15 protein-coding genes and 1 riboswitch are annotated in these 17,005 nt (G+C 68.7%); of the genes, 9 read left to right on the top strand and 6 right to left on the bottom strand.

Annotated features, from left to right (window positions below; all coding sequences use genetic code 11):
• The first annotated feature begins 291 nt into the window (after positions 1 to 291).
• From G7Z99_RS12270 to G7Z99_RS12285, 4 genes are all read left to right on the top strand, one after another.
• Positions 292 to 939, top strand: coding sequence for a DedA family protein (locus G7Z99_RS12270; protein WP_181094173.1), 648 nt, complete (start codon positions 292 to 294; stop codon positions 937 to 939).
• 7 nt (positions 940 to 946) lie between these two features.
• Complete coding sequence (locus G7Z99_RS12275; protein ID WP_181094175.1) at positions 947 to 1,762, top strand: M90 family metallopeptidase; 816 nt, start codon at positions 947 to 949, stop codon at positions 1,760 to 1,762.
• A 93-nt stretch (positions 1,763 to 1,855) separates the two neighbouring features.
• Positions 1,856 to 2,383 (top strand): inorganic diphosphatase, encoded by a 528-nt coding sequence (gene ppa / locus G7Z99_RS12280; RefSeq protein ID WP_060392365.1) that lies wholly within the window; start codon positions 1,856 to 1,858, stop codon positions 2,381 to 2,383.
• Between the two features lie 166 nt (positions 2,384 to 2,549).
• Positions 2,550 to 3,263, top strand: a complete 714-nt coding sequence (locus G7Z99_RS12285; RefSeq protein ID WP_181094177.1) for an XRE family transcriptional regulator — start codon at positions 2,550 to 2,552, stop codon at positions 3,261 to 3,263.
• Positions 3,264 to 3,485: 222 nt separating this feature from the next.
• Here the strand turns inward: G7Z99_RS12285 and G7Z99_RS12290 are convergent, their stop codons facing one another.
• From G7Z99_RS12290 to kdpF, 6 genes are read right to left on the bottom strand one after another with little or no spacing between them, the layout of a single operon-like run.
• Positions 3,486 to 4,187 (bottom strand): response regulator, encoded by a 702-nt coding sequence (locus tag G7Z99_RS12290; RefSeq protein ID WP_181094179.1) that lies wholly within the window; start codon positions 4,185 to 4,187, stop codon positions 3,486 to 3,488.
• On the bottom strand, positions 4,184 to 6,814 hold the full coding sequence (locus G7Z99_RS12295) for a sensor histidine kinase (protein WP_181094181.1): 2,631 nt from the start codon (positions 6,812 to 6,814) through the stop codon (positions 4,184 to 4,186). Before G7Z99_RS12295 ends, G7Z99_RS12290 begins: the two co-directional genes overlap by 4 nt.
• A 12-nt stretch (positions 6,815 to 6,826) precedes the next feature.
• Positions 6,827 to 7,390: a potassium-transporting ATPase subunit KdpC gene (kdpC, locus tag G7Z99_RS12300; RefSeq protein ID WP_181094183.1), complete on the bottom strand. Its 564-nt coding sequence runs from the start codon at positions 7,388 to 7,390 to the stop codon at positions 6,827 to 6,829.
• A gap of 10 nt (positions 7,391 to 7,400) precedes the next feature.
• Complete coding sequence (gene kdpB, locus G7Z99_RS12305) at positions 7,401 to 9,461, bottom strand: potassium-transporting ATPase subunit KdpB (protein WP_181094185.1); 2,061 nt, start codon at positions 9,459 to 9,461, stop codon at positions 7,401 to 7,403.
• Positions 9,462 to 9,469: 8 nt separating this feature from the next.
• A complete protein-coding gene (kdpA, locus tag G7Z99_RS12310) occupies positions 9,470 to 11,164 on the bottom strand; it encodes a potassium-transporting ATPase subunit KdpA (RefSeq protein ID WP_181094187.1) in 1,695 nt (564 codons plus the stop codon).
• A gap of 3 nt (positions 11,165 to 11,167) precedes the next feature.
• Positions 11,168 to 11,257 carry a K(+)-transporting ATPase subunit F gene (kdpF, locus tag G7Z99_RS12315; protein WP_181094189.1) on the bottom strand — a complete coding sequence of 30 codons (90 nt, stop codon included), beginning with the start codon at positions 11,255 to 11,257 and terminating at the stop codon, positions 11,168 to 11,170.
• 233 nt (positions 11,258 to 11,490) lie between these two features.
• Between kdpF and G7Z99_RS12320 the strand changes: the two genes are divergently transcribed.
• From G7Z99_RS12320 to dxs, 5 genes are all read left to right on the top strand, one after another.
• On the top strand, positions 11,491 to 12,387 hold the full coding sequence (locus G7Z99_RS12320; RefSeq protein ID WP_181094191.1) for an alpha/beta hydrolase: 897 nt from the start codon (positions 11,491 to 11,493) through the stop codon (positions 12,385 to 12,387).
• 443 nt (positions 12,388 to 12,830) lie between these two features.
• Positions 12,831 to 12,972: riboswitch (FMN riboswitch) on the top strand.
• A 72-nt stretch (positions 12,973 to 13,044) separates the two neighbouring features.
• The gene (gene ribB, locus G7Z99_RS12325; RefSeq protein ID WP_181094193.1) at positions 13,045 to 13,698 is read left to right on the top strand and encodes a 3,4-dihydroxy-2-butanone-4-phosphate synthase; all 654 of its coding nucleotides are present in this window, start codon (positions 13,045 to 13,047) and stop codon (positions 13,696 to 13,698) included.
• Between the two features lie 78 nt (positions 13,699 to 13,776).
• Positions 13,777 to 14,019: an exodeoxyribonuclease VII small subunit gene (locus G7Z99_RS12330; protein ID WP_181094195.1), complete on the top strand. Its 243-nt coding sequence runs from the start codon at positions 13,777 to 13,779 to the stop codon at positions 14,017 to 14,019.
• The gene (locus G7Z99_RS12335; protein ID WP_181094197.1) at positions 14,016 to 14,903 is read left to right on the top strand and encodes a polyprenyl synthetase family protein; all 888 of its coding nucleotides are present in this window, start codon (positions 14,016 to 14,018) and stop codon (positions 14,901 to 14,903) included. Before G7Z99_RS12330 ends, G7Z99_RS12335 begins: the two co-directional genes overlap by 4 nt.
• Positions 14,904 to 15,024: 121 nt before the next feature.
• Positions 15,025 to 16,923, top strand: a complete 1,899-nt coding sequence (dxs, locus tag G7Z99_RS12340) for a 1-deoxy-D-xylulose-5-phosphate synthase (RefSeq protein ID WP_181094199.1) — start codon at positions 15,025 to 15,027, stop codon at positions 16,921 to 16,923.
• Positions 16,924 to 17,005: the final 82 nt, after the last annotated feature.

Below are 17,005 nucleotides of genomic sequence, written 5' to 3' on the forward strand. Positions count from 1 at the left end.
CCATGCCTACACCAACAGACTGCAGAGATCTGAGTGGGAGCGGGCTCGCCCGCGATCGGGTCCGCAGGACCCGTAGAATCAGCGCACCTCGCTTTCGCCTGCAGCTCGCTGACCCCGCCGTCCCGCCCGGTAATCCCTCGCTACAATCTCTCCGGGCATAAACGTCATCTGACCGTATAATGCCGTTTGTCTTGTGTGAAAAATTACCCACCCCTGGGTATACCTGCCTACACCGAGGCCCTTTCCGTCATCGCGAGTCGCTCCGACGTGGCTCCAGAACAGGTGCTGTACATGGATTTCAACCCGCTGGATCTCATCCTGCATCTCGATGCCTACCTCGACCTGCTGGTCAACAACTACGGCCCCTGGATCTACGCCATCCTGTTCGCGGTGATCTTCTGTGAAACCGGCCTGGTGGTGATGCCGTTCCTGCCGGGCGACTCGTTGCTGTTCATCGCGGGTGCCGTGGCCGCCGGGGGTGGCATGGACCCGGTCCTGCTCGGTGGCCTGCTGATGGCGGCGGCGATTCTCGGCGACAGCACCAACTACGTGATCGGTCGTACCGCGGGCGAGCGGCTGTTCCGTAACCCGAATTCGAAGATCTTCCGCCGTGACTACCTGGCCCAGACCCACAATTTCTACGCTCGCCATGGCGGCAAGACCGTCACCCTGGCGCGGTTCCTGCCGATCCTGCGCACCTTCGCCCCCTTCGTGGCCGGCATCGCGCACATGAACTACCCGCGCTTCCTCGGCTTCAGTGTCGCCGGTTCGGTGCTGTGGGTCGGCAGCCTGGTGACGCTCGGCTACTTCTTCGGCAACGTGCCGTTCATCAAGCAGCACCTGTCGCTGATGGTCGTGGTGGTCATCCTGGTGTCGCTGGTGCCGATGATCATCGGCCTGGTGCGTGGCCGCGGCGCGCGCGCGGCCAAGGCGCACTGACACGCCCATGTGGTCCTTGCGCGCCTGGCGGCGCCAGCGCACCCTGGCCCGCTATCCCCTCGACGCTTCGCGGTGGCAGGCAGTGCGTGAACGCCTGCCGTTGCTCGACGGCTTGAGCGACGAGGAAGACCTCTGGCTGCGCGAAGCCAGCGTGCTGTTCCTCCACGACAAGCACCTGACCAGCCTGTCCGGGCTCGAGCTGGACGCCGACCAGCGTCTGTTCCTGGCGGCCCAGGCGCAGTTGCCGCTGCTGCACCTGGGCGAGCTGAACTGGTACCAGGGCTTTCACGAGCTGATCCTCTACCCCGACGACTTTCGCAGCCCGCAGCGGCACCGCGACGCCAGTGGCGTGGAGCATGCGTGGGAGGGCGAGCACAGTGGCGAGGCCTGGGTGCAGGGGCCGGTGATCCTGGCCTGGCAAGGGGTGCTGGCCAGCGGTGGCTGGGATGGCTACAACCTGGTCATCCATGAACTGGCGCACAAGCTCGACATGCTCAACGGCGACGCCAACGGCCTGCCGCCGCTGCACCGCGACATGTCGGTCGAAGACTGGGCCCAGGCCATGCAGGGCGCCTACGACGACCTGAACCGCCAGCTGGACGCCGACCCTGAGGCACAGACCGCCCTCGACCCCTACGCCGCCGAAAACCCGGCCGAGTTCTTCGCCGTGACCAGCGAGTACTTCTTCAGCGCGCCGGACCTGCTGCACGAAGCCTACCCTCAGGTGTACCGACAATTGCAGCGGTTCTACCGGCAGGATCCGCTCGCCCGCCTGGATCGGCTCCAGGCCGCGCACCCTCACTATCGCCCAGACCCGGCCTGAGCCCGTCCCCGGCCTGGCGGGCGTGGCATGGCCTGTGGGAATGTGCCTATAATCGCGGCCAATTTTTCTGGTCAAACATGGGGGCACAGCCCAATGAGCTACAGCAAGATTCCGGCGGGCAAAGACCTGCCGAACGACATCTACGTTGCCATCGAGATCCCGGCCAACCACGCGCCGATCAAATACGAGATCGACAAGGACAGCGACACCCTGTTCGTCGACCGTTTCATGGCCACCCCGATGTTCTACCCGGCCAACTACGGCTTCATCCCCAACACCCTGGCCGACGACGGTGATCCCCTGGACGTGCTGGTCGTCACCCCGTACCCGGTCGCGCCAGGCTCGGTGATCCGTGCCCGTCCGGTTGGCGTGCTGAACATGACCGACGACGGCGGCGGCGACGCCAAGGTCATCGCCGTGCCACACGACAAGCTGTCGCAGCTGTACGTCGACGTGAAGGAATACACCGACCTGCCGCCGCTGCTGATCCAGCAGATCGAGCACTTCTTCGCCAACTACAAGGATCTGGAGAAGGGCAAGTGGGTCAAGATCGAAGGCTGGGCCGGCGCTGACGCCGCCCGTGAAGCGATCACCAAGTCGGCAGCGGCCTACAAGGGCTGATGCAGTGGCCAGGCGAGCCCTGGCCCTGCGTGCGACGATCGGGGCCGCCTGGCCCCGATTCCTTCGGCCAGCGCTGCACGCCGTTCAGACGCGTCCTACGGCCTGTCATTCGTCTTAAACACCGCGTTTATTTCCCCGCCCTCGCCTGCTCGCTAGACTCGGCGCCATGAAGACATCCGGCGACCGCCTCAAGGCTCTCCTGCAAGAATACAACCTGACCGCTGCCGACTTCGCGGCGCACCGCGACGTCACGCCCCAGCACGTCCATAACTGGTTCAAGCGCGGTGTTCCCCTGGCCCGTCTCGACGAGTTCGCCCAGCTGCTGTCGGTCAATCGTCGCTGGCTGCTGTCGGGCCAGGGGCGCAAGCACCCACGCCTGGTCCAGCCCGCGCCTGGCCTCAGCCACCCTCAGCGACCGCCCCCGCCGTCGCCGGAGCTGGTCGCGCAAGACGACGAGATCGTGCGCCTGCCCCACCAGACGGTCTGCGAGGGCAAGTTGCAGCCGACACCCGAACGCTTCCTGGCCTTGCCGCGCCCCCTGCTCGACGCGCAGGGCGTCGACCTGGCGCAGGCGATCTGCCTCACCTTGCCGGGCAACAACCTGCAGCCGCGCCTGGCCGCGGGCGCTACCCTGGCGGTCGACCGCCGCCAGGCCCGGATCGTCGATGGCGGTCTCTATGCCCTGTTTCACCTGGGCCTCCTGCGGGTGCACCTGGTCACCCTGGACCGGGACAACGTCCTGTGCCTGCACAACCACGACGCCGACGAATACCCGAGCGAGTACTACAGCCTGACCCAGCGGCGCATCCATGGCATCGAGGTGATCGGCCGCGTGTTCTGGTGGTCGCACCTCGATGGCGCACGGCAGGACAAGACGTGACAATTGCCACTGGGCAACGGCGACGGGGGCAGGTATCCTGGCGCCTGCTTTGCGTCACTGTCGGCTTCTGCCCAGGCAGCGACCGGGCCACCGCGCACTTCGCGGCACGCCCCCTGAGGCCTTGATGGCCGATCACCCTTTGCAGGTGGCCGTGGCTTACCAAAAGTAGGTCAGGACCACCGCCGAAAGCCGGCCACAAGCCGGCTTTTTAGTGCCCGCCTTTCAGCATGATGCCTCGCCATCGCCCAACCGATACCCCACTCCCGCCTCGGTATGCAGGTAGCGTGGCGCCGCCGATGCATCGCCGAGTTTCTGCCGCAGGTGGCCGACCACCACGCGCAGGTAATGGGTGTCGTCCTGATGCGTCGCGCCCCAGATCTCGGCCAGCAGCTGGCGTTGGGTGACCACCCGCCCCGGGTGCCGGGCCAATTGACAGAGCACCGCATATTCCCGCGGCGTCAGCGCCAGGCGGCGCCCGTCGAGGGTGACTTCGCGGGCACTGAAGTCCAGGCGCAGGGCGCCCACCGTGACCACGGCCTGGCCTTGTTCGCGGCCACTGGCCTGGCGCAGCAGTGCGCGCACGCGGGCGAGGAATTCCTGGATGCCGAACGGCTTGACCATGTAGTCGTTGGCGCCCGCATCCAGGGCCTGGACCTTCTGCGCTTCGCTGGCGCGGGCCGAGAGCACCAGCACCGGAGTGGCACTCCATTCGCGCAGCTCGACCAGCACGTCCTGGCCATCGCGGTCCGGCAGGCCGAGGTCGAGCACGATCAGGTCCGGCTGCCGGGTGGCGCTCAGGCCCAGCCCCTGGGTAGCCGTCTCGGCCTCCAGCACCGTGTGGCCTTGGCTGGCCAGGCTGATGCGCAGGAACTTGCGAATCTGCGGCTCGTCGTCGATCACCAGAACGGTCGGTGCCAGGGTCATGCAGGGGTCTCTTCGGCCGGCTGAGGGTGAAGCGGCAAGTGTAGCGTGATGCAGGTGCCCTGACCGCCTGGCCCGGTATCGACGCTGACCTGCCCGCCGTGGGCTCCCACCATGCCCTGGCAGATGGCCAGGCCCAGCCCCGTGCCCTGCCCGCCCCGATCACCACGGCTGGCGGTGTAGAACAGGTCGAAGACCTTGGCGCGTTCCTCGGCGGGAATCCCGGGGCCCTGGTCGCTGACCGAGATCCCGAGGCGGTCGCGGTCGCCGTCGACCGCGACCGACACCACCACCTGCCCCTGGGCCGGCGAGAAGCGTGCGGCGTTTTCCAGCACGTTGACCAGCGCCTGCTCGATCAGCGCCGGGTGCGCATAGAGCAGCGGCAAGCCCTCGGGCAGCTCGAGCCGCAGGCGCACGGGCGCCAGTACCGCCTGCAGCCGCTGCACGGCGCAGGCCACGATGTCGGCCGGCGCGACCCAGTCGCGGGCCAGGCTGAGTGCACCATGGCCCAGGCGGGTCATGTCCAGCAGGTTCTGGATGTAGCGGTCGAGCCGCTCGCACTCCAGGCGCGTGCCTTCGAGCAGCGCGTCGCGATCGGCCTGGCTCAGGGCCTCGCCGAACAGTTGCAGGCTTTCCAGGCTGCCGCGCATGGCAGTCAACGGGGTGCGCAGGTCATGGGAGACCGAGGCCAGCAAGGCGCTGCGCAGGGATTCGGTTTCGCCAAGCAGCCGGGCGGCCTCCAGCTCTTCGGCCAGGTCCGCGCGGGCCAGCGCCTGGCCCAGGGGTTGGCCGAGCGCCATGACCCGGCGCCGTCGTGACTCGGGGATCGGCTGGCCTGCCTTCGGCCACACGCCGATCAGGCCGACACTGCCGCCTTCGACGCACAACGGCCACCACCAGGCCTGGCTGGCGGGCAGCGTGCTGGTGCCCTGCCCGGCCGCCTGCCCGTGTTTCCAGGCCCACTGCGCGGTGGCGCGGTCGAGCTCGGCGCGGCTCGAGGGCAGGTCGAGCGCCCTGTGCGGATCCTGGCCATGCACGCTGACGTGGACGTCGGTCCAGCCCGCGAAGTGACGGCGCGCCGCCTCCAGGACCGCCTCACGGTCGCTGGCGGCGGCCAGGTGGCGCGACAGGTCGAGCAGTTCGTCGGTGTGCGCCTGGGTCTCGCGCAGGGCCAGCAACTGCCGACGTTGGGCGGTGGCGAGGTTGCCGGTCACGGTCGCCATGAACAGGAAGAACAGCAAGGTCAGGACGTCTTCCTGCAGGTCCACCGAGAACGAATACAACGGCGTGATGAACAGGAAATCGTAGAGCAGGAACGACAACCCCGCGCTCAGCAAGGCCGGCCCGAGGCCGCCGATCACGGCGACCACCAGGACGCCGGCCAGGAACACCAGGGAGATGTTGGGCAGTGCCAGCGAGGTGGAAAGCCCCCAGGACAGCACTGCCGCGAGGACCGAGACCAGCACCGCCAGGGCCAGGTGTCGGCGCCGGGTGGTCGGCCGCCAGCGCGGCGTCCGCGGTCCCTCCGTGGCCTCACGGTCGAGCACGGCGACTTCCAGCCCTTGGGCCCGGCCCAGCAAGCGGCCCGGCAGGCCCAGCCCCCAGACGCGACGCCGTGCGGCGGCCAGCAGCAGCACCGTGGCGCGGCGTTGGGCGGCGTGCTGGAGCAAGGCATCGGCCACGTCGGTGGCGCGCAGCCGGACCACCTCGCCCCCCAGCCGCTCGGCCAGGCGTTGCGCGACCATCAGTCGTTGACGATCCGTGTCGTCCGGCATGCGACCGGTATCGACGTGCACCAGCGCCCACGGCAGGTGGCGACGTTCGGCGACCCGGCTGGCGTGACGCACCAGGCGCTCGGCCTGGGCATCGCCCTGGACCGCCACCAGCAGGCGACCCCGCCCCTGTGGCAACGGCAGCCCCTGCTGACGGTAGCCTTGGGCGACATCGCCCTCGACGTGGGTTGCAGCAACCTGCATCGCCAACTCGCGCAGCGCGGCCAGGTGGGTCGGCACGAAGAACGCCTCGATGGCGGCACGGGCCTGCTCGGGCATGTACACCTTGCCGGCCCGCAGACGTTCGAGCAGCTCGCGGGGCGACAGGTCGATCAGCACCAGTTCGTGCGCTTCCAGCACCACCCAGTCCGGTACCGTCTCCTGGACACGCACCCCGGTGATGCCATGCACCTGGTCGTTGAGGCTTTCCAGGTGCTGGACGTTGAGGGTGGTGTGCACGTCGATGCCAGCGGCCAGCAGTTCGCGCACATCCTGCCAGCGCTTGGCGTGCCGGCCGCCCGGCGCGTTGCTGTGCGCCAGCTCGTCCACCAGTGCCACCGGGGGCCGAGCTGCCAGCAGCGCGTCGAGGTCCAAGGCCTCCAGGGTCCGGCCGCGGTAAGGCCGTCGCACCCGGGGCTGCACCGGCAACCCTACCAGCAGCGCCTCGGTCTCGGCACGGCCATGGGTTTCGACCCAGCCGACGCGCACCTGGACGCCTTGGCGCTGCAGGTCATGGGCCGTGCGCAATAGCGCGCAGGTCTTGCCGACCCCGGCGCTGGCGCCCAGGTACACCTTCAGGCGGCCCCGGCCATCGGGCAAGGCCGCCAGCAGCGCGTCGGCGCGGGCCGCATCAGTCATCGAGCAGGGTCCTCATCGGGGCATCAGGGGCCAGCGCTGTTGCAGCGCCAGGTTCAAGGCCAGCACGTTGACCACCGGCGGGCCGACCCACGGCGTGCGTACCTGCTGGCGCACCCAGGTGTCCAGTACGGCGGCGTCCAGGCCACGGCTGACGGCGATGCGCTTAACCTGCCACAACGCCGCGTCGGGCGGAAGGTCCGGGTCCAGGCCGCTGCCGGAGGTGGTCAGCAGCGCCAGCGGCACCGGCCCCTGGCCCTGCCCGATCAGCTGCCCGGCCTGCGCCTGCAGACGCTGGTGCAGCGCGGGGTGGGTGCTCGCCAGGTTGCTGGCGGCGCTGGCGACCGTGGCGAAGGCACCCGCCGAGGGCCGCGGGTGAAACCAGGCATCGCCCGTGAACGCCTGGGCGATCAGTGTCGAGCCCAGCACCTGGCCGTGAAGGTCGCGTACCAGGCTGCCCTGGGCCTGCTCGGGGAAGGCGAAACGCCCGATGGTGCCGACCAGCAGCGGGTAGGCGACCCCGGTCAGCAGGGCCAGCGCGGCCAGAAGGCAGACGGCAGGACGCAGTACGGTGTTCATGGGACGTTCCTCAAACCAGGTGAAGGGCAGTCAGCGCCAGGTCGATCAGCTTGATGCCGGCGAACGGCACCAGCAGCCCGCCCACGCCATAGATCAGCAGGTTGCGCCGTAGCAGGTCGTTAGCGCAGCGCGCCTGCAGCCGCACGCCGCGTAGCGCCAGGGGGATCAGTGCGATGATGATCAGGGCGTTGAAGATGATCGCCGACAGGATCGCGCTCTGCGGGCTGTGCAGGCGCATGACGTTGAGCACGTCCAGCTGCGGGTAGAGGCTGGCGAACAAGGCTGGCAGGAGGGCGAAGTACTTGGCCACGTCGTTGGCCACCGAAAAGGTGGTCAGTGCACCGCGGGTCATCAGCAGCTCCTTGCCGATGCGCACCACGTCGAGCAGCTTGGTCGGGTCGCTGTCCAGGTCGACCATGTTGGCGGCCTCGCGCGCCGCCTGGGTGCCTTCGTTCATCGCCATGCCGACGTCGGCCTGGGCCAGCGCTGGCGCATCGTTGGCGCCGTCACCGCACATGGCGACCAGCCGCCCCTGGCCTTGCTCCTGGCGGATGCGTTCGAGCTTCTTCTGCGGCGTGGCTTCGGCGATCACATCGTCGACCCCGGCCTGGGCGGCGATGGCGGCAGCGGTCAGCGGGTTGTCGCCGGTCACCATCACCGTGCGGATGCCCATCTGCCGCAAGGCCTCGAACCGTTCGCGGATGCCCGGCTTGACCACGTCGGTCAGCTCGATGGCGCCGATCAGCCGGTCGTCGCACGCCAGCAGCAAGGGCGTGCCCCCGGCCTGGGCGATCCGCCCGACCTCACGCGCCAGGCTGTCCGGCACGTCGGCTCGGGTGCTGCCCAGGTACGCCAGCAGCGCGTCCACCGCCCCTTTGCGGTAGCGATGGCCGGCCAGGTCCAGGCCGGACAGGCGCGTCTCGGCACTGAACGGTATCGGCGTGGCGCCTTGCGGCTGCGGATACCCCGCCACGCCCAGCTGTTCCACGTAGCTCACCACCGACCGGCCTTCGGCCGTGGTGTCGCCCAGCGAGGCCAGCAAGGCGGCGTCGGCCAGCTCGGCCTTGCTGATTGACGGCGCCGCATACAACCCGGTGCAACGACGGTTGCCGAAGGTGATGGTGCCGGTCTTGTCCAGCAGCAGCACGTGCACGTCACCGGCCGCCTCCACCGCACGCCCGGACTTGGCGATCACATTGAGGCGCACCAGGCGGTCCATGCCGGCGATGCCGATGGCCGACAGCAGGCCACCGATGGTGGTCGGGATCAGGGTGACCAGCAGCGCCACCAGGAACAGCAGCGGCAACGCGCCCCCGGCGAAGGCGGCGAACGGCTGCAAGGTCACCACCACCAGCAGGAAGATCAGCGTCAACCCGATCAGCAGGATGTCCAAGGCGGTTTCGTTGGGGGTCTTCTGCCGACGGGCGCCTTCGACCAGGGCGATCATGCGGTCGAGGGTGGACTCGCCCGGGTTCGCGGTGATGCGCACCAGCAGCCAGTCGGACACCAGCCGGGTGTTGCCGGTGACTGCACAACGGTCGCCTCCGGACTCGCGAATCACCGGCGCCGACTCCCCGGTGATGGCCGCCTCGTCGACGGCAGCGATGCCTTCGAGCACGTCGCCATCGCCGGGGATCAGCTCACCGGCTTCGACCCGTACCACGTCGCCCTGACGCAGTGTGGTCGCCGAGACCGATTCGAAGGTCCCCTGGGCCGTGCGGCGGCGGGCCTGCAGGTCGACACTGCCCGCCCGCAGGCTGTCGGCGCGTGCCTTGCCCCGGCCTTCGGCCAGGGCTTCGGCGAAGTTGGCGAACAACACGGTGAACCACAGCCACGCCGCGATCTGTACGCCGACCGACACCGGCACGGCGTCGTTGGGCAGCAGGCACAGCAGCGTGGCGAACAGCGCCGTCGCCGCGACCACCAGCATCACGGGCGAACGCCGTAACTGGCGAGGGTCGAGCTTGACGAACGCTTGCCACAATGCCGGACGCCACAGCGCCGACAGTCGCGTCCGGGCCACGGGCGCGACGGGCGCGCCCTCACGGGTAGGTTCTACAGGCAGGTTCATGGCAGTCCTCAACGCGCGACGCTCAGGTGATCGGCCACCGGCCCCAGGGCCAGGGTCGGTAGGAAAGTCAGGCCGCCGACCACCAGTACGGTGACCGTCAGCAGCACCACGAACAGCAGCCCATGGGTCGGGAACGTGTCCTGGCCGGCCGGCGCGGCGTTCTTCGCCGCCAGACTGCCCGCCAGGGCCAGTACGGGCAGGAGGTAACCGAAGCGGCCGATGAGCATCGCCAGGCCCAACAGCAGGTTGTGCAGCGTGCTGCTGGCGTTGAAGCCGGCGAAGGCCGACCCATTGTTGGCCGTGGCCGAGGTGTAGGCGTAGAGCAGTTCGCTGAAGCCGTGCGGCCCCGGGTTGGTCAGGGCCGCGTCGATGCCGGGCAGGCTGGCGGCGATGGCGCCCAGCACCAGCACACCGACCGGCATCACCAGCAAGGTCGCCACCAGCAGCTTGACCTCGTGGGCGCCGAGCTTCTTGCCCAGGTACTCGGGCGTGCGGCCGATCATCAGGCCGGCCAGGAACACAGTGATCAGCACGAACAGCAACATGCCGTAGAGCCCGGCGCCGACGCCGCCGAAGACCACCTCGCCAAGCATCATGTTGACCATCGCCACCAGGCCGGTCAGCGGGTTCAGGCTGTCGTGCATGCCATTGACCGAACCATTGGACGCGGCCGTAGTGACCACCGCCCACAGGCTCGTGGCCAGGCTGCCGAAGCGGGCCTCCTTGCCCTCCAGCGGCGCGGCGGCCTGGATCAGGCTGGGGTCGAGTCCGGTCAGCGGTTGCGTCTCCGCCCACAACGCCACGCCGCCACCGAGGCACAGCAGCACCCCCATGGTGGCGAAGATCGCCCGGCTCTGGCGCAGGTCCTTGACGTAGTGGCCGAAGGTGAACACCAGTGCCGCCGGGATCAACAGGATCGCTACCAGCTCGAACAGGTTGCTCCAGGCCGTCGGGTTTTCGAAGGGGTGGGCCGAGTTGGTCCCGAAGAACCCGCCGCCGTTGGTGCCCAGCTGCTTGATCGCCACCTGGCTGGCGGCGGGCCCCATCGGCAGGTGCTGCACGGTGCCTTGCAGGGTATGGGCCTCGACATAGGGGGCCAGGTTCTGTGGCACGCCTTGCCACAGCAGCAGTACGGCCAGCAGCAGGCTCAGCGGCAGCAGCCCGTACAGCGTGGCGCGGGTCAGGTCCGCCCAGGCGTTGCCCACGGTACTCGCCGAGCGACGGGCGATGCCCCGGCACAGCGCCACCAGCACGCACAGCCCGGTGGCGGCGCTGACGAAGTTCTGCACCCCCAGCCCGAGCGCCTGGCTCAGGTAGCTCAGCGACGCCTCGCCACTGTAGGCCTGCCAGTTGGTGTTGGTGACGAAGCTGACCGCGGTGTTGAACGCCAGCGCCGCGTCCAGGCCCGGCAGGCCTTGCGGGTTGAGCGGCAGCAGGCCCTGCAGCATGAGCAGGCCGAACAGTGCCACGAAACCGGCCAGGTTGAACGCCAGCAAGGCCAGGGCATAGCGCTGCCAGCGCTGCTCCTGCTGCGCATCGACGCCCGCCAGCCGGTAGCAGCCGTGCTCGAGCGGCGCCAGCACCGGGTGCAGCCAGGTACGCTGGCCTTCCATGACCCGGTAGTAGAAACGGCCCAGCCAGGGCGCCGGCAGGATCACCAGCACCAGGAACAGGCCGATCAAGAGGATTTCATGACTGTGCATGGCTCACGTCCGGTCGGCGCGCAGCAGCGCGATCACGAGGTAGATGAACAGGGCCGTGGCGGCCAGCAGGGACAAGATTTCGACGGGGCCCATGGGGTGCTCCTGACAGGGCGAGGGACAGGCCTGGAGTATTCGGGCGAGGGGCGTAAAGGATCGATTGCCAGGCAAGGGCGTGGCCGTAAAATTTTCGTAACGAGGCCAGGTCGGGCATCTGCCCCGGGAGGCCTGGCATTTGCAATCCACGGCGTTTTACGCGAGCGTGCCCGTCGCACGGCAATGAATGCCGTGCGGGCGTTGGCGTTTCTTCACCCCCATGAGCGTATTCGATGAAAGCTTCCCTGTTTTCCCTGGCGCTGTCGGTGGCCCTGGCCGCCGTGCTGCCGACCGCCCTGGCGCAACCGACCCCTGGACAGCCGATGGAGGCGCCCGTGCTGCAACGTGACGACCTGGCCTACCGCTTCAGCACCCTGACCGTGGACGCCGTCGACGGCCAGCGGCATTACCAGCTGTGGATCGGCATACCGAAGCGCCCGGCACCGGCAGCGGGTTATCCGGCCCTGTGGATGCTCGATGGCAACGCGGCGATCGGGGCGTTGTCGCCCGAGCAGCTGGACGGCTTGGCGGCCGGGCAGGCACCGGTGCTGATCGCCGTCGGTTACCGCACCGAGGCCCGCATCGACCGCGAGGGCCGGACGTTGGACTACACGCCGTCGGTGGGTGGCCTGGCGCAGCAGCGCGATCCGCTCACCGGCCTGCCCAGCGGTGGCGTCGAGGCCTTTCTCGACCTGCTCGAACAGCGCATGCGCCCTGAGGTGAGCCAGCGCGTGCCACTCGATCCACGGCACCAGACGCTGTGGGGCCACTCGTACGGGGGGCTGGCCGTGCTGCATGCCTTGTTCACCCGGCCTGGCGCCTTCACCGACTATGCCGCGGCCAGCCCCTCGCTGTGGTGGCGCCAGGGCGCGGTGGTGGCCGATGCAGCCGGGCTGGAGCAGCGCCTGGCCGGGCAGCACCCTCGCCTGCTGCTGATGAAAGGCAGTGCCGAGGGCGTGCCACCGGGGCAGGTGTCGAAGGCTGACGCCGAGGCCGGTGCACGGCGGTTGGAGGCGGCGCTAGCCGAGGCACCGGGGGTGACGGTGGAGTCGAAGGTGTTCGAGGGGCTGGGGCACGGGCCGATGCTGCCGGCGTCGCTGGGGTATGTGGTGGAGCGGTTGTCGCGCTGAGGGTGGAAGACGTGGGTGATTGATCGTCCTGGATCGGTCGTTGCACGGAGGTGGCATGGCGCAGGCTGATGCAGCGGCCCCTGCGGGGCCGATCGCGGCACGGGGGCCGCTCCCACAGGGACCGCGATTGCCTGCGATGCCGTGGTGCGGCTACGGGTGTAGAAGCGGCCCCTGCCGGGGCGCCGGACCGGCCGCGATGGACCGCAAAGCGGTCCCAGAAATCGATCAGCGACACAGCATCTGAGCACTGCCAGCTATCGCCATGTTCTCTGCGCGACAGCGCGGCGCCAAGGCGGCGGGCTGAACTGGCGGACTCCCACAGGGGGACTGAGGGCTGATCTTGCAAGGCGCAGGTCTGGCTGAAAGTCCTTTCGTGCCCCGATGCTCTCCCAAGGTCGTACGCCCCCGCCTTGCCAGGCGGGTACCGGCGTGGGGTATGCTTGCCCGGTCTTCAGGGCGGGGTGCAATTCCCCACCGGCGGTAAGTCGACAGACGAGCCCGCGAGCGCCTTGGCCATGCCAAGGGTCAGCAGACCTGGTGAGATTCCAGGGCCGACGGTCATAGTCCGGATGAAAGAAGGCGTCAGGCAAAGGCCTTCGTGTACCTTTGCGCGCGTTTTGCTCGCCCCGGGACGTTCATCTCACCGAGGAGCGTTTCATGTCCACTGCACACCCCCTGCACTGCCCCAACGTCACCGCCGCCCTTGCCGCCTTCCGGGCCGGCCGGCCCGTGCTGTTGCTCGACGACGACGATCGCGAGGACGAGGCCGACATCATCGCGGCCGCCGAGAACATTTCGCTGCAGACCATGGCCATGATGATCCGCGACTGCAGCGGCATCGTCTGCCTGTGCCTGGACGAAGCCACCGTCGATGCGCTGGCGCTGGCGCCGATGGTGCAGCACAACCAGGCGCGCCACGGCACCGGCTTCACCGTGACCATCGAGGCGGCCGAAGGCATCACCACCGGCGTTTCGGCCCAGGACCGGATCACCACCATCCAGGCCGCGCTGGCCTCCAGCGCCAGCGAGCGACGCATCGTCAGCCCGGGCCATGTGTTCCCGCTGCGGGCACGCGACGGCGGCGTGCTGACCCGCCGCGGCCACACCGAAGGTTCGGTCGACCTAGCTCGCCTGGCCGGTCTGCGTCCAGCAGCGGTGCTCTGCGAACTGATGAACCCCGATGGCAGCATGGCCCGTGGCGAGCAGGTGGCCGCCTATGCGCGCCAGCATGACCTGCCGGTGCTGACCATCGAGGAACTGGCGCGTTATCGCCTGGCCCTGCGCGCACGGCAGGCCGAAGCGGTGGTCTGACGAGCGCCCGGCGCGTTTGCTCACCCTGCGCCGCTCTGCTAGTGTCGCGGCGTTCACCACAGCCACGAGACAGCCGCCATGGCCCGTAAAAAAGCGTCCATCGATTTCGAGCAATCCCTCGCCGCGCTGCAAGCGCTGGTAGAACGCCTGGAAAACGGCGAGTTGTCGCTCGAGGATTCGTTGGTCGCCTTCGAACAGGGCATCAGCCTGACCCGTGAGTGCCAGGGCGCGCTGTCGCAGGCCGAGCAGAAGGTGCAGGTCCTGCTCGAGCGCGACGGTGCGCTGGCGGCCGAGCCGTTCGATGCGGAACCGACGGCATGATCGCCGCCTACCAGGCCAAATGCCAGGCCCAGGTCGACGCTGCCCTGGAGCCGCTGTTCCAGGCTCCGTCGCCCGAACTCGAGCGGCTGTACGCCGCGATGCGCTACAGCGTCATGAACGGTGGCAAGCGGGTCCGCCCGCTGCTGGCCTACGCCGCCTGCGAAGCCCTGGGCGCCGAGGGTCAGCGCGCCAACGGCGCGGCCTGCGCGGTGGAGCTGATCCATGCCTACTCGCTGGTGCACGACGACCTGCCGGCCATGGACGATGACGACCTGCGCCGGGGCCAGCCGACCACGCACAAGGCGTTCGACGAAGCCTGCGCGATCCTGGCCGGCGACGGCTTGCAGAGCCTGGCCTTCAGCGCCCTGCTCGACCCGCGCCTGAACACCCAGGATGCCGAGACCAGCCTGGCCATGGTCCGTGCCCTGGCCGACGCGGCCGGTTCGGCGGGCATGGTCGGCGGCCAGGCCATCGACCTGGGCTCGGTGGGCCTGAAGCTCGACCAGCAGGCCCTGGAGTACATGCACCGGCACAAGACCGGCGCCCTGATCGAAGCCAGCGTACGCCTCGGTGCCCTGGCCAGCGGTCGTGCCAGCGCGAGCCAGCTGACGTCGCTGCAGGCCTACGCCCAGGCGATCGGCCTGGCCTTCCAGGTGCAGGACGACATCCTCGACATCGAGAGCGACACGGCGACACTGGGCAAGCACCAGGGCGCCGACCTGGCACGCGACAAGCCGACCTACCCGGCGCTGCTGGGCCTGCCGGCGGCCAAGGCCTACGCCGCGGAACTGCGCGACCAGGCCCTGGTCGCACTGGAAGGCTTCGGCGAGTCTGCCGAGCCGCTGCGGGCCTTGGCCTGCTACATCGTCGAGCGCCGTCACTGAGCCCATCACCCCCTCGTCCTGGCGCCCCTCGGCGGCTGGTCGTCGGAGGCGCTGGCAAAATGGGCAGTTTTCCCTCAATGGGTTAAACTGCCGCCACTTCACACCTATAACGATTCGCCTGATGCCCACGACGTTTCAAGAGATTCCCCGCGAACGCCCGGTCACGCCCCTGCTGGACCGTGCCGACACGCCCGTCGGTCTGCGCCGGCTGGCCGAAGCCGACCTGGAGACCCTGGCCGATGAATTGCGCCAGGAGTTGCTCTATTGCGTCGGTGAAACCGGTGGGCATTTTGGCGCCGGCCTGGGCGTGATCGAGCTGACCATCGCCCTGCACTACGTCTTCGACACGCCCGACGATCGGCTGGTATGGGACGTCGGCCACCAGGCCTATCCGCACAAGATCCTCACCGGGCGACGTCAGCGCATGCATACCCTGCGTCAGAAGGACGGCGTCGCCGCCTTCCCGCGCCGGGTCGAGAGCGAGTACGACACTTTCGGCGTCGGTCACTCGAGCACCTCGATCAGCGCTGCGCTGGGCATGGCCATCGCCGCCCGCCTGCAGAACGATCCGCGCAAGTCGATCGCAGTGATCGGTGACGGCGCATTGACTGCCGGCATGGCGTTCGAGGCGCTCAACCACGCCCAGGAAGTCGACGCCGACATGCTGGTGATCCTCAACGACAACGACATGTCGATCTCGCGCAATGTCGGCGGTCTGTCCAACTACCTGGCCAAGATCCTCTCGAGCCGCACCTACACCAGCATGCGCGAGGGCAGCAAGAAAGTCCTCTCGCGCCTGCCAGGCGCCTGGGAAATCGCCCGCCGCACCGAGGAGTACGCCAAGGGCATGCTGGTGCCGGGCACGCTGTTCGAGGAGCTGGGCTGGAACTACATCGGCCCGATCGACGGGCATGACCTGCCGACCTTGATCGCCACCCTGCGCAACATGCGCGACCTCAAGGGGCCGCAGTTCCTGCACGTGGTGACCAAGAAGGGCAAGGGTTTCGCGCCTGCCGAGGTCGACCCGATCGGCTACCACGCCATCACCAAGCTGGAGCCGGCCAACGCGCCGCCCGTCGCGCCGCGCAAGGCGACCGGCCCGAAATACTCGGCCGTGTTCGGCCAGTGGCTGTGCGACATGGCCGACGCCGATGCACGGCTGGTCGGCATCACCCCGGCAATGAAGGAAGGCTCGGACCTGGTGGCGTTCAGCGAGCGTCACCCTGAGCGCTACTTCGACGTGGCGATCGCCGAGCAGCACGCCGTCACCCTGGCGGCCGGCATGGCCTGCGAGGGTGCCAAGCCGGTGGTGGCGATCTACTCCACCTTCCTGCAGCGCGGTTACGACCAACTGATCCACGATGTGGCCGTGCAGAACCTCGACGTGCTGTTCGCCATCGACCGCGCCGGCCTGGTGGGCGAAGACGGGCCGACCCACGCCGGCAGCTTCGACCTGTCCTTCCTGCGCTGCATCCCTGGCATGGTGATCATGGCGCCGAGCGACGAAGGCGAGCTGCGCAAGATGCTCAGCACCGGCTACCTCTACGAAGGCCCGGCGGCGGTGCGCTACCCACGCGGCAACGGCCCCAACGCCCTGATCAGCGGCGACCTGGAGCCTCTGGCGATCGGCAAGGGTGTGGTACGCCGCGAAGGCAAGGACGTCGCGCTGCTGGTGTTCGGCGTGCAACTGGCCGAGGCCCTGAAAGTGGCCGAGACGCTGGACGCCACGGTGGTCGACATGCGCTTCGTCAAACCGCTGGACGAGGCCCTGATCCGCGAGCTGGCCGGCAGCCATGCGCTGCTGGTGACGGTCGAGGAAAACGCCATCATGGGCGGCGCGGGCGCGGCGGTCGGTGAGTTCCTGGCCCGCGAGGCGCTGGTCAAGCCCCTGCTGCACCTGGGGTTGCCGGACCTCTACGTCGAGCACGCCAAGCCGTCGCAGATGCTGGCCGAATGTGGCCTGGACGCGCCCGGCATCGAAGCCGCCGTACGTGCGCGGATGGCCTTGCTCGGCCTCTGAGGCCAGTCCCGATCGGGGCCGGCACCGACAGGGACGCCTGCAGTTCAGGCGTCCCTTCTTCCTGGACACGTCTCGACGTGAC

Origin of the sequence: Pseudomonas entomophila, from assembly GCF_013523165.1 — a bacterium.
GTDB classification, from domain to species: domain Bacteria; phylum Pseudomonadota; class Gammaproteobacteria; order Pseudomonadales; family Pseudomonadaceae; genus Aquipseudomonas; species Aquipseudomonas entomophila_A.

Bases quoted from the DNA above. Each gene is read 5' to 3' on its own strand.
- G7Z99_RS12285 (WP_181094177.1), top strand. From the start codon at position 2,550: ATGAAGACATCCGGCGACCGCCTCAAGGCTCTCCTGCAAGAATACAAC.
- kdpF (WP_181094189.1), bottom strand. From the start codon at position 11,257: ATGGGCCCCGTCGAAATCTTGTCCCTGCTGGCCGCCACGGCCCTGTTC.
- G7Z99_RS12330 (WP_181094195.1), top strand. From the start codon at position 13,777: ATGGCCCGTAAAAAAGCGTCCATCGATTTCGAGCAATCCCTCGCCGCG.
- G7Z99_RS12295 (WP_181094181.1), bottom strand. From the start codon at position 6,814: ATGACTGATGCGGCCCGCGCCGACGCGCTGCTGGCGGCCTTGCCCGAT.
- kdpA (WP_181094187.1), bottom strand. From the start codon at position 11,164: ATGCACAGTCATGAAATCCTCTTGATCGGCCTGTTCCTGGTGCTGGTG.
- ppa (WP_060392365.1), top strand. From the start codon at position 1,856: ATGAGCTACAGCAAGATTCCGGCGGGCAAAGACCTGCCGAACGACATC.
- G7Z99_RS12275 (WP_181094175.1), top strand. From the start codon at position 947: ATGTGGTCCTTGCGCGCCTGGCGGCGCCAGCGCACCCTGGCCCGCTAT.
- ribB (WP_181094193.1), top strand. From the start codon at position 13,045: ATGTCCACTGCACACCCCCTGCACTGCCCCAACGTCACCGCCGCCCTT.
- kdpC (WP_181094183.1), bottom strand. From the start codon at position 7,390: ATGAACACCGTACTGCGTCCTGCCGTCTGCCTTCTGGCCGCGCTGGCC.
- dxs (WP_181094199.1), top strand. From the start codon at position 15,025: ATGCCCACGACGTTTCAAGAGATTCCCCGCGAACGCCCGGTCACGCCC.
- kdpB (WP_181094185.1), bottom strand. From the start codon at position 9,461: ATGAACCTGCCTGTAGAACCTACCCGTGAGGGCGCGCCCGTCGCGCCC.
- G7Z99_RS12320 (WP_181094191.1), top strand. From the start codon at position 11,491: ATGAAAGCTTCCCTGTTTTCCCTGGCGCTGTCGGTGGCCCTGGCCGCC.
- G7Z99_RS12335 (WP_181094197.1), top strand. From the start codon at position 14,016: ATGATCGCCGCCTACCAGGCCAAATGCCAGGCCCAGGTCGACGCTGCC.
- G7Z99_RS12270 (WP_181094173.1), top strand. From the start codon at position 292: ATGGATTTCAACCCGCTGGATCTCATCCTGCATCTCGATGCCTACCTC.
- G7Z99_RS12290 (WP_181094179.1), bottom strand. From the start codon at position 4,187: ATGACCCTGGCACCGACCGTTCTGGTGATCGACGACGAGCCGCAGATT.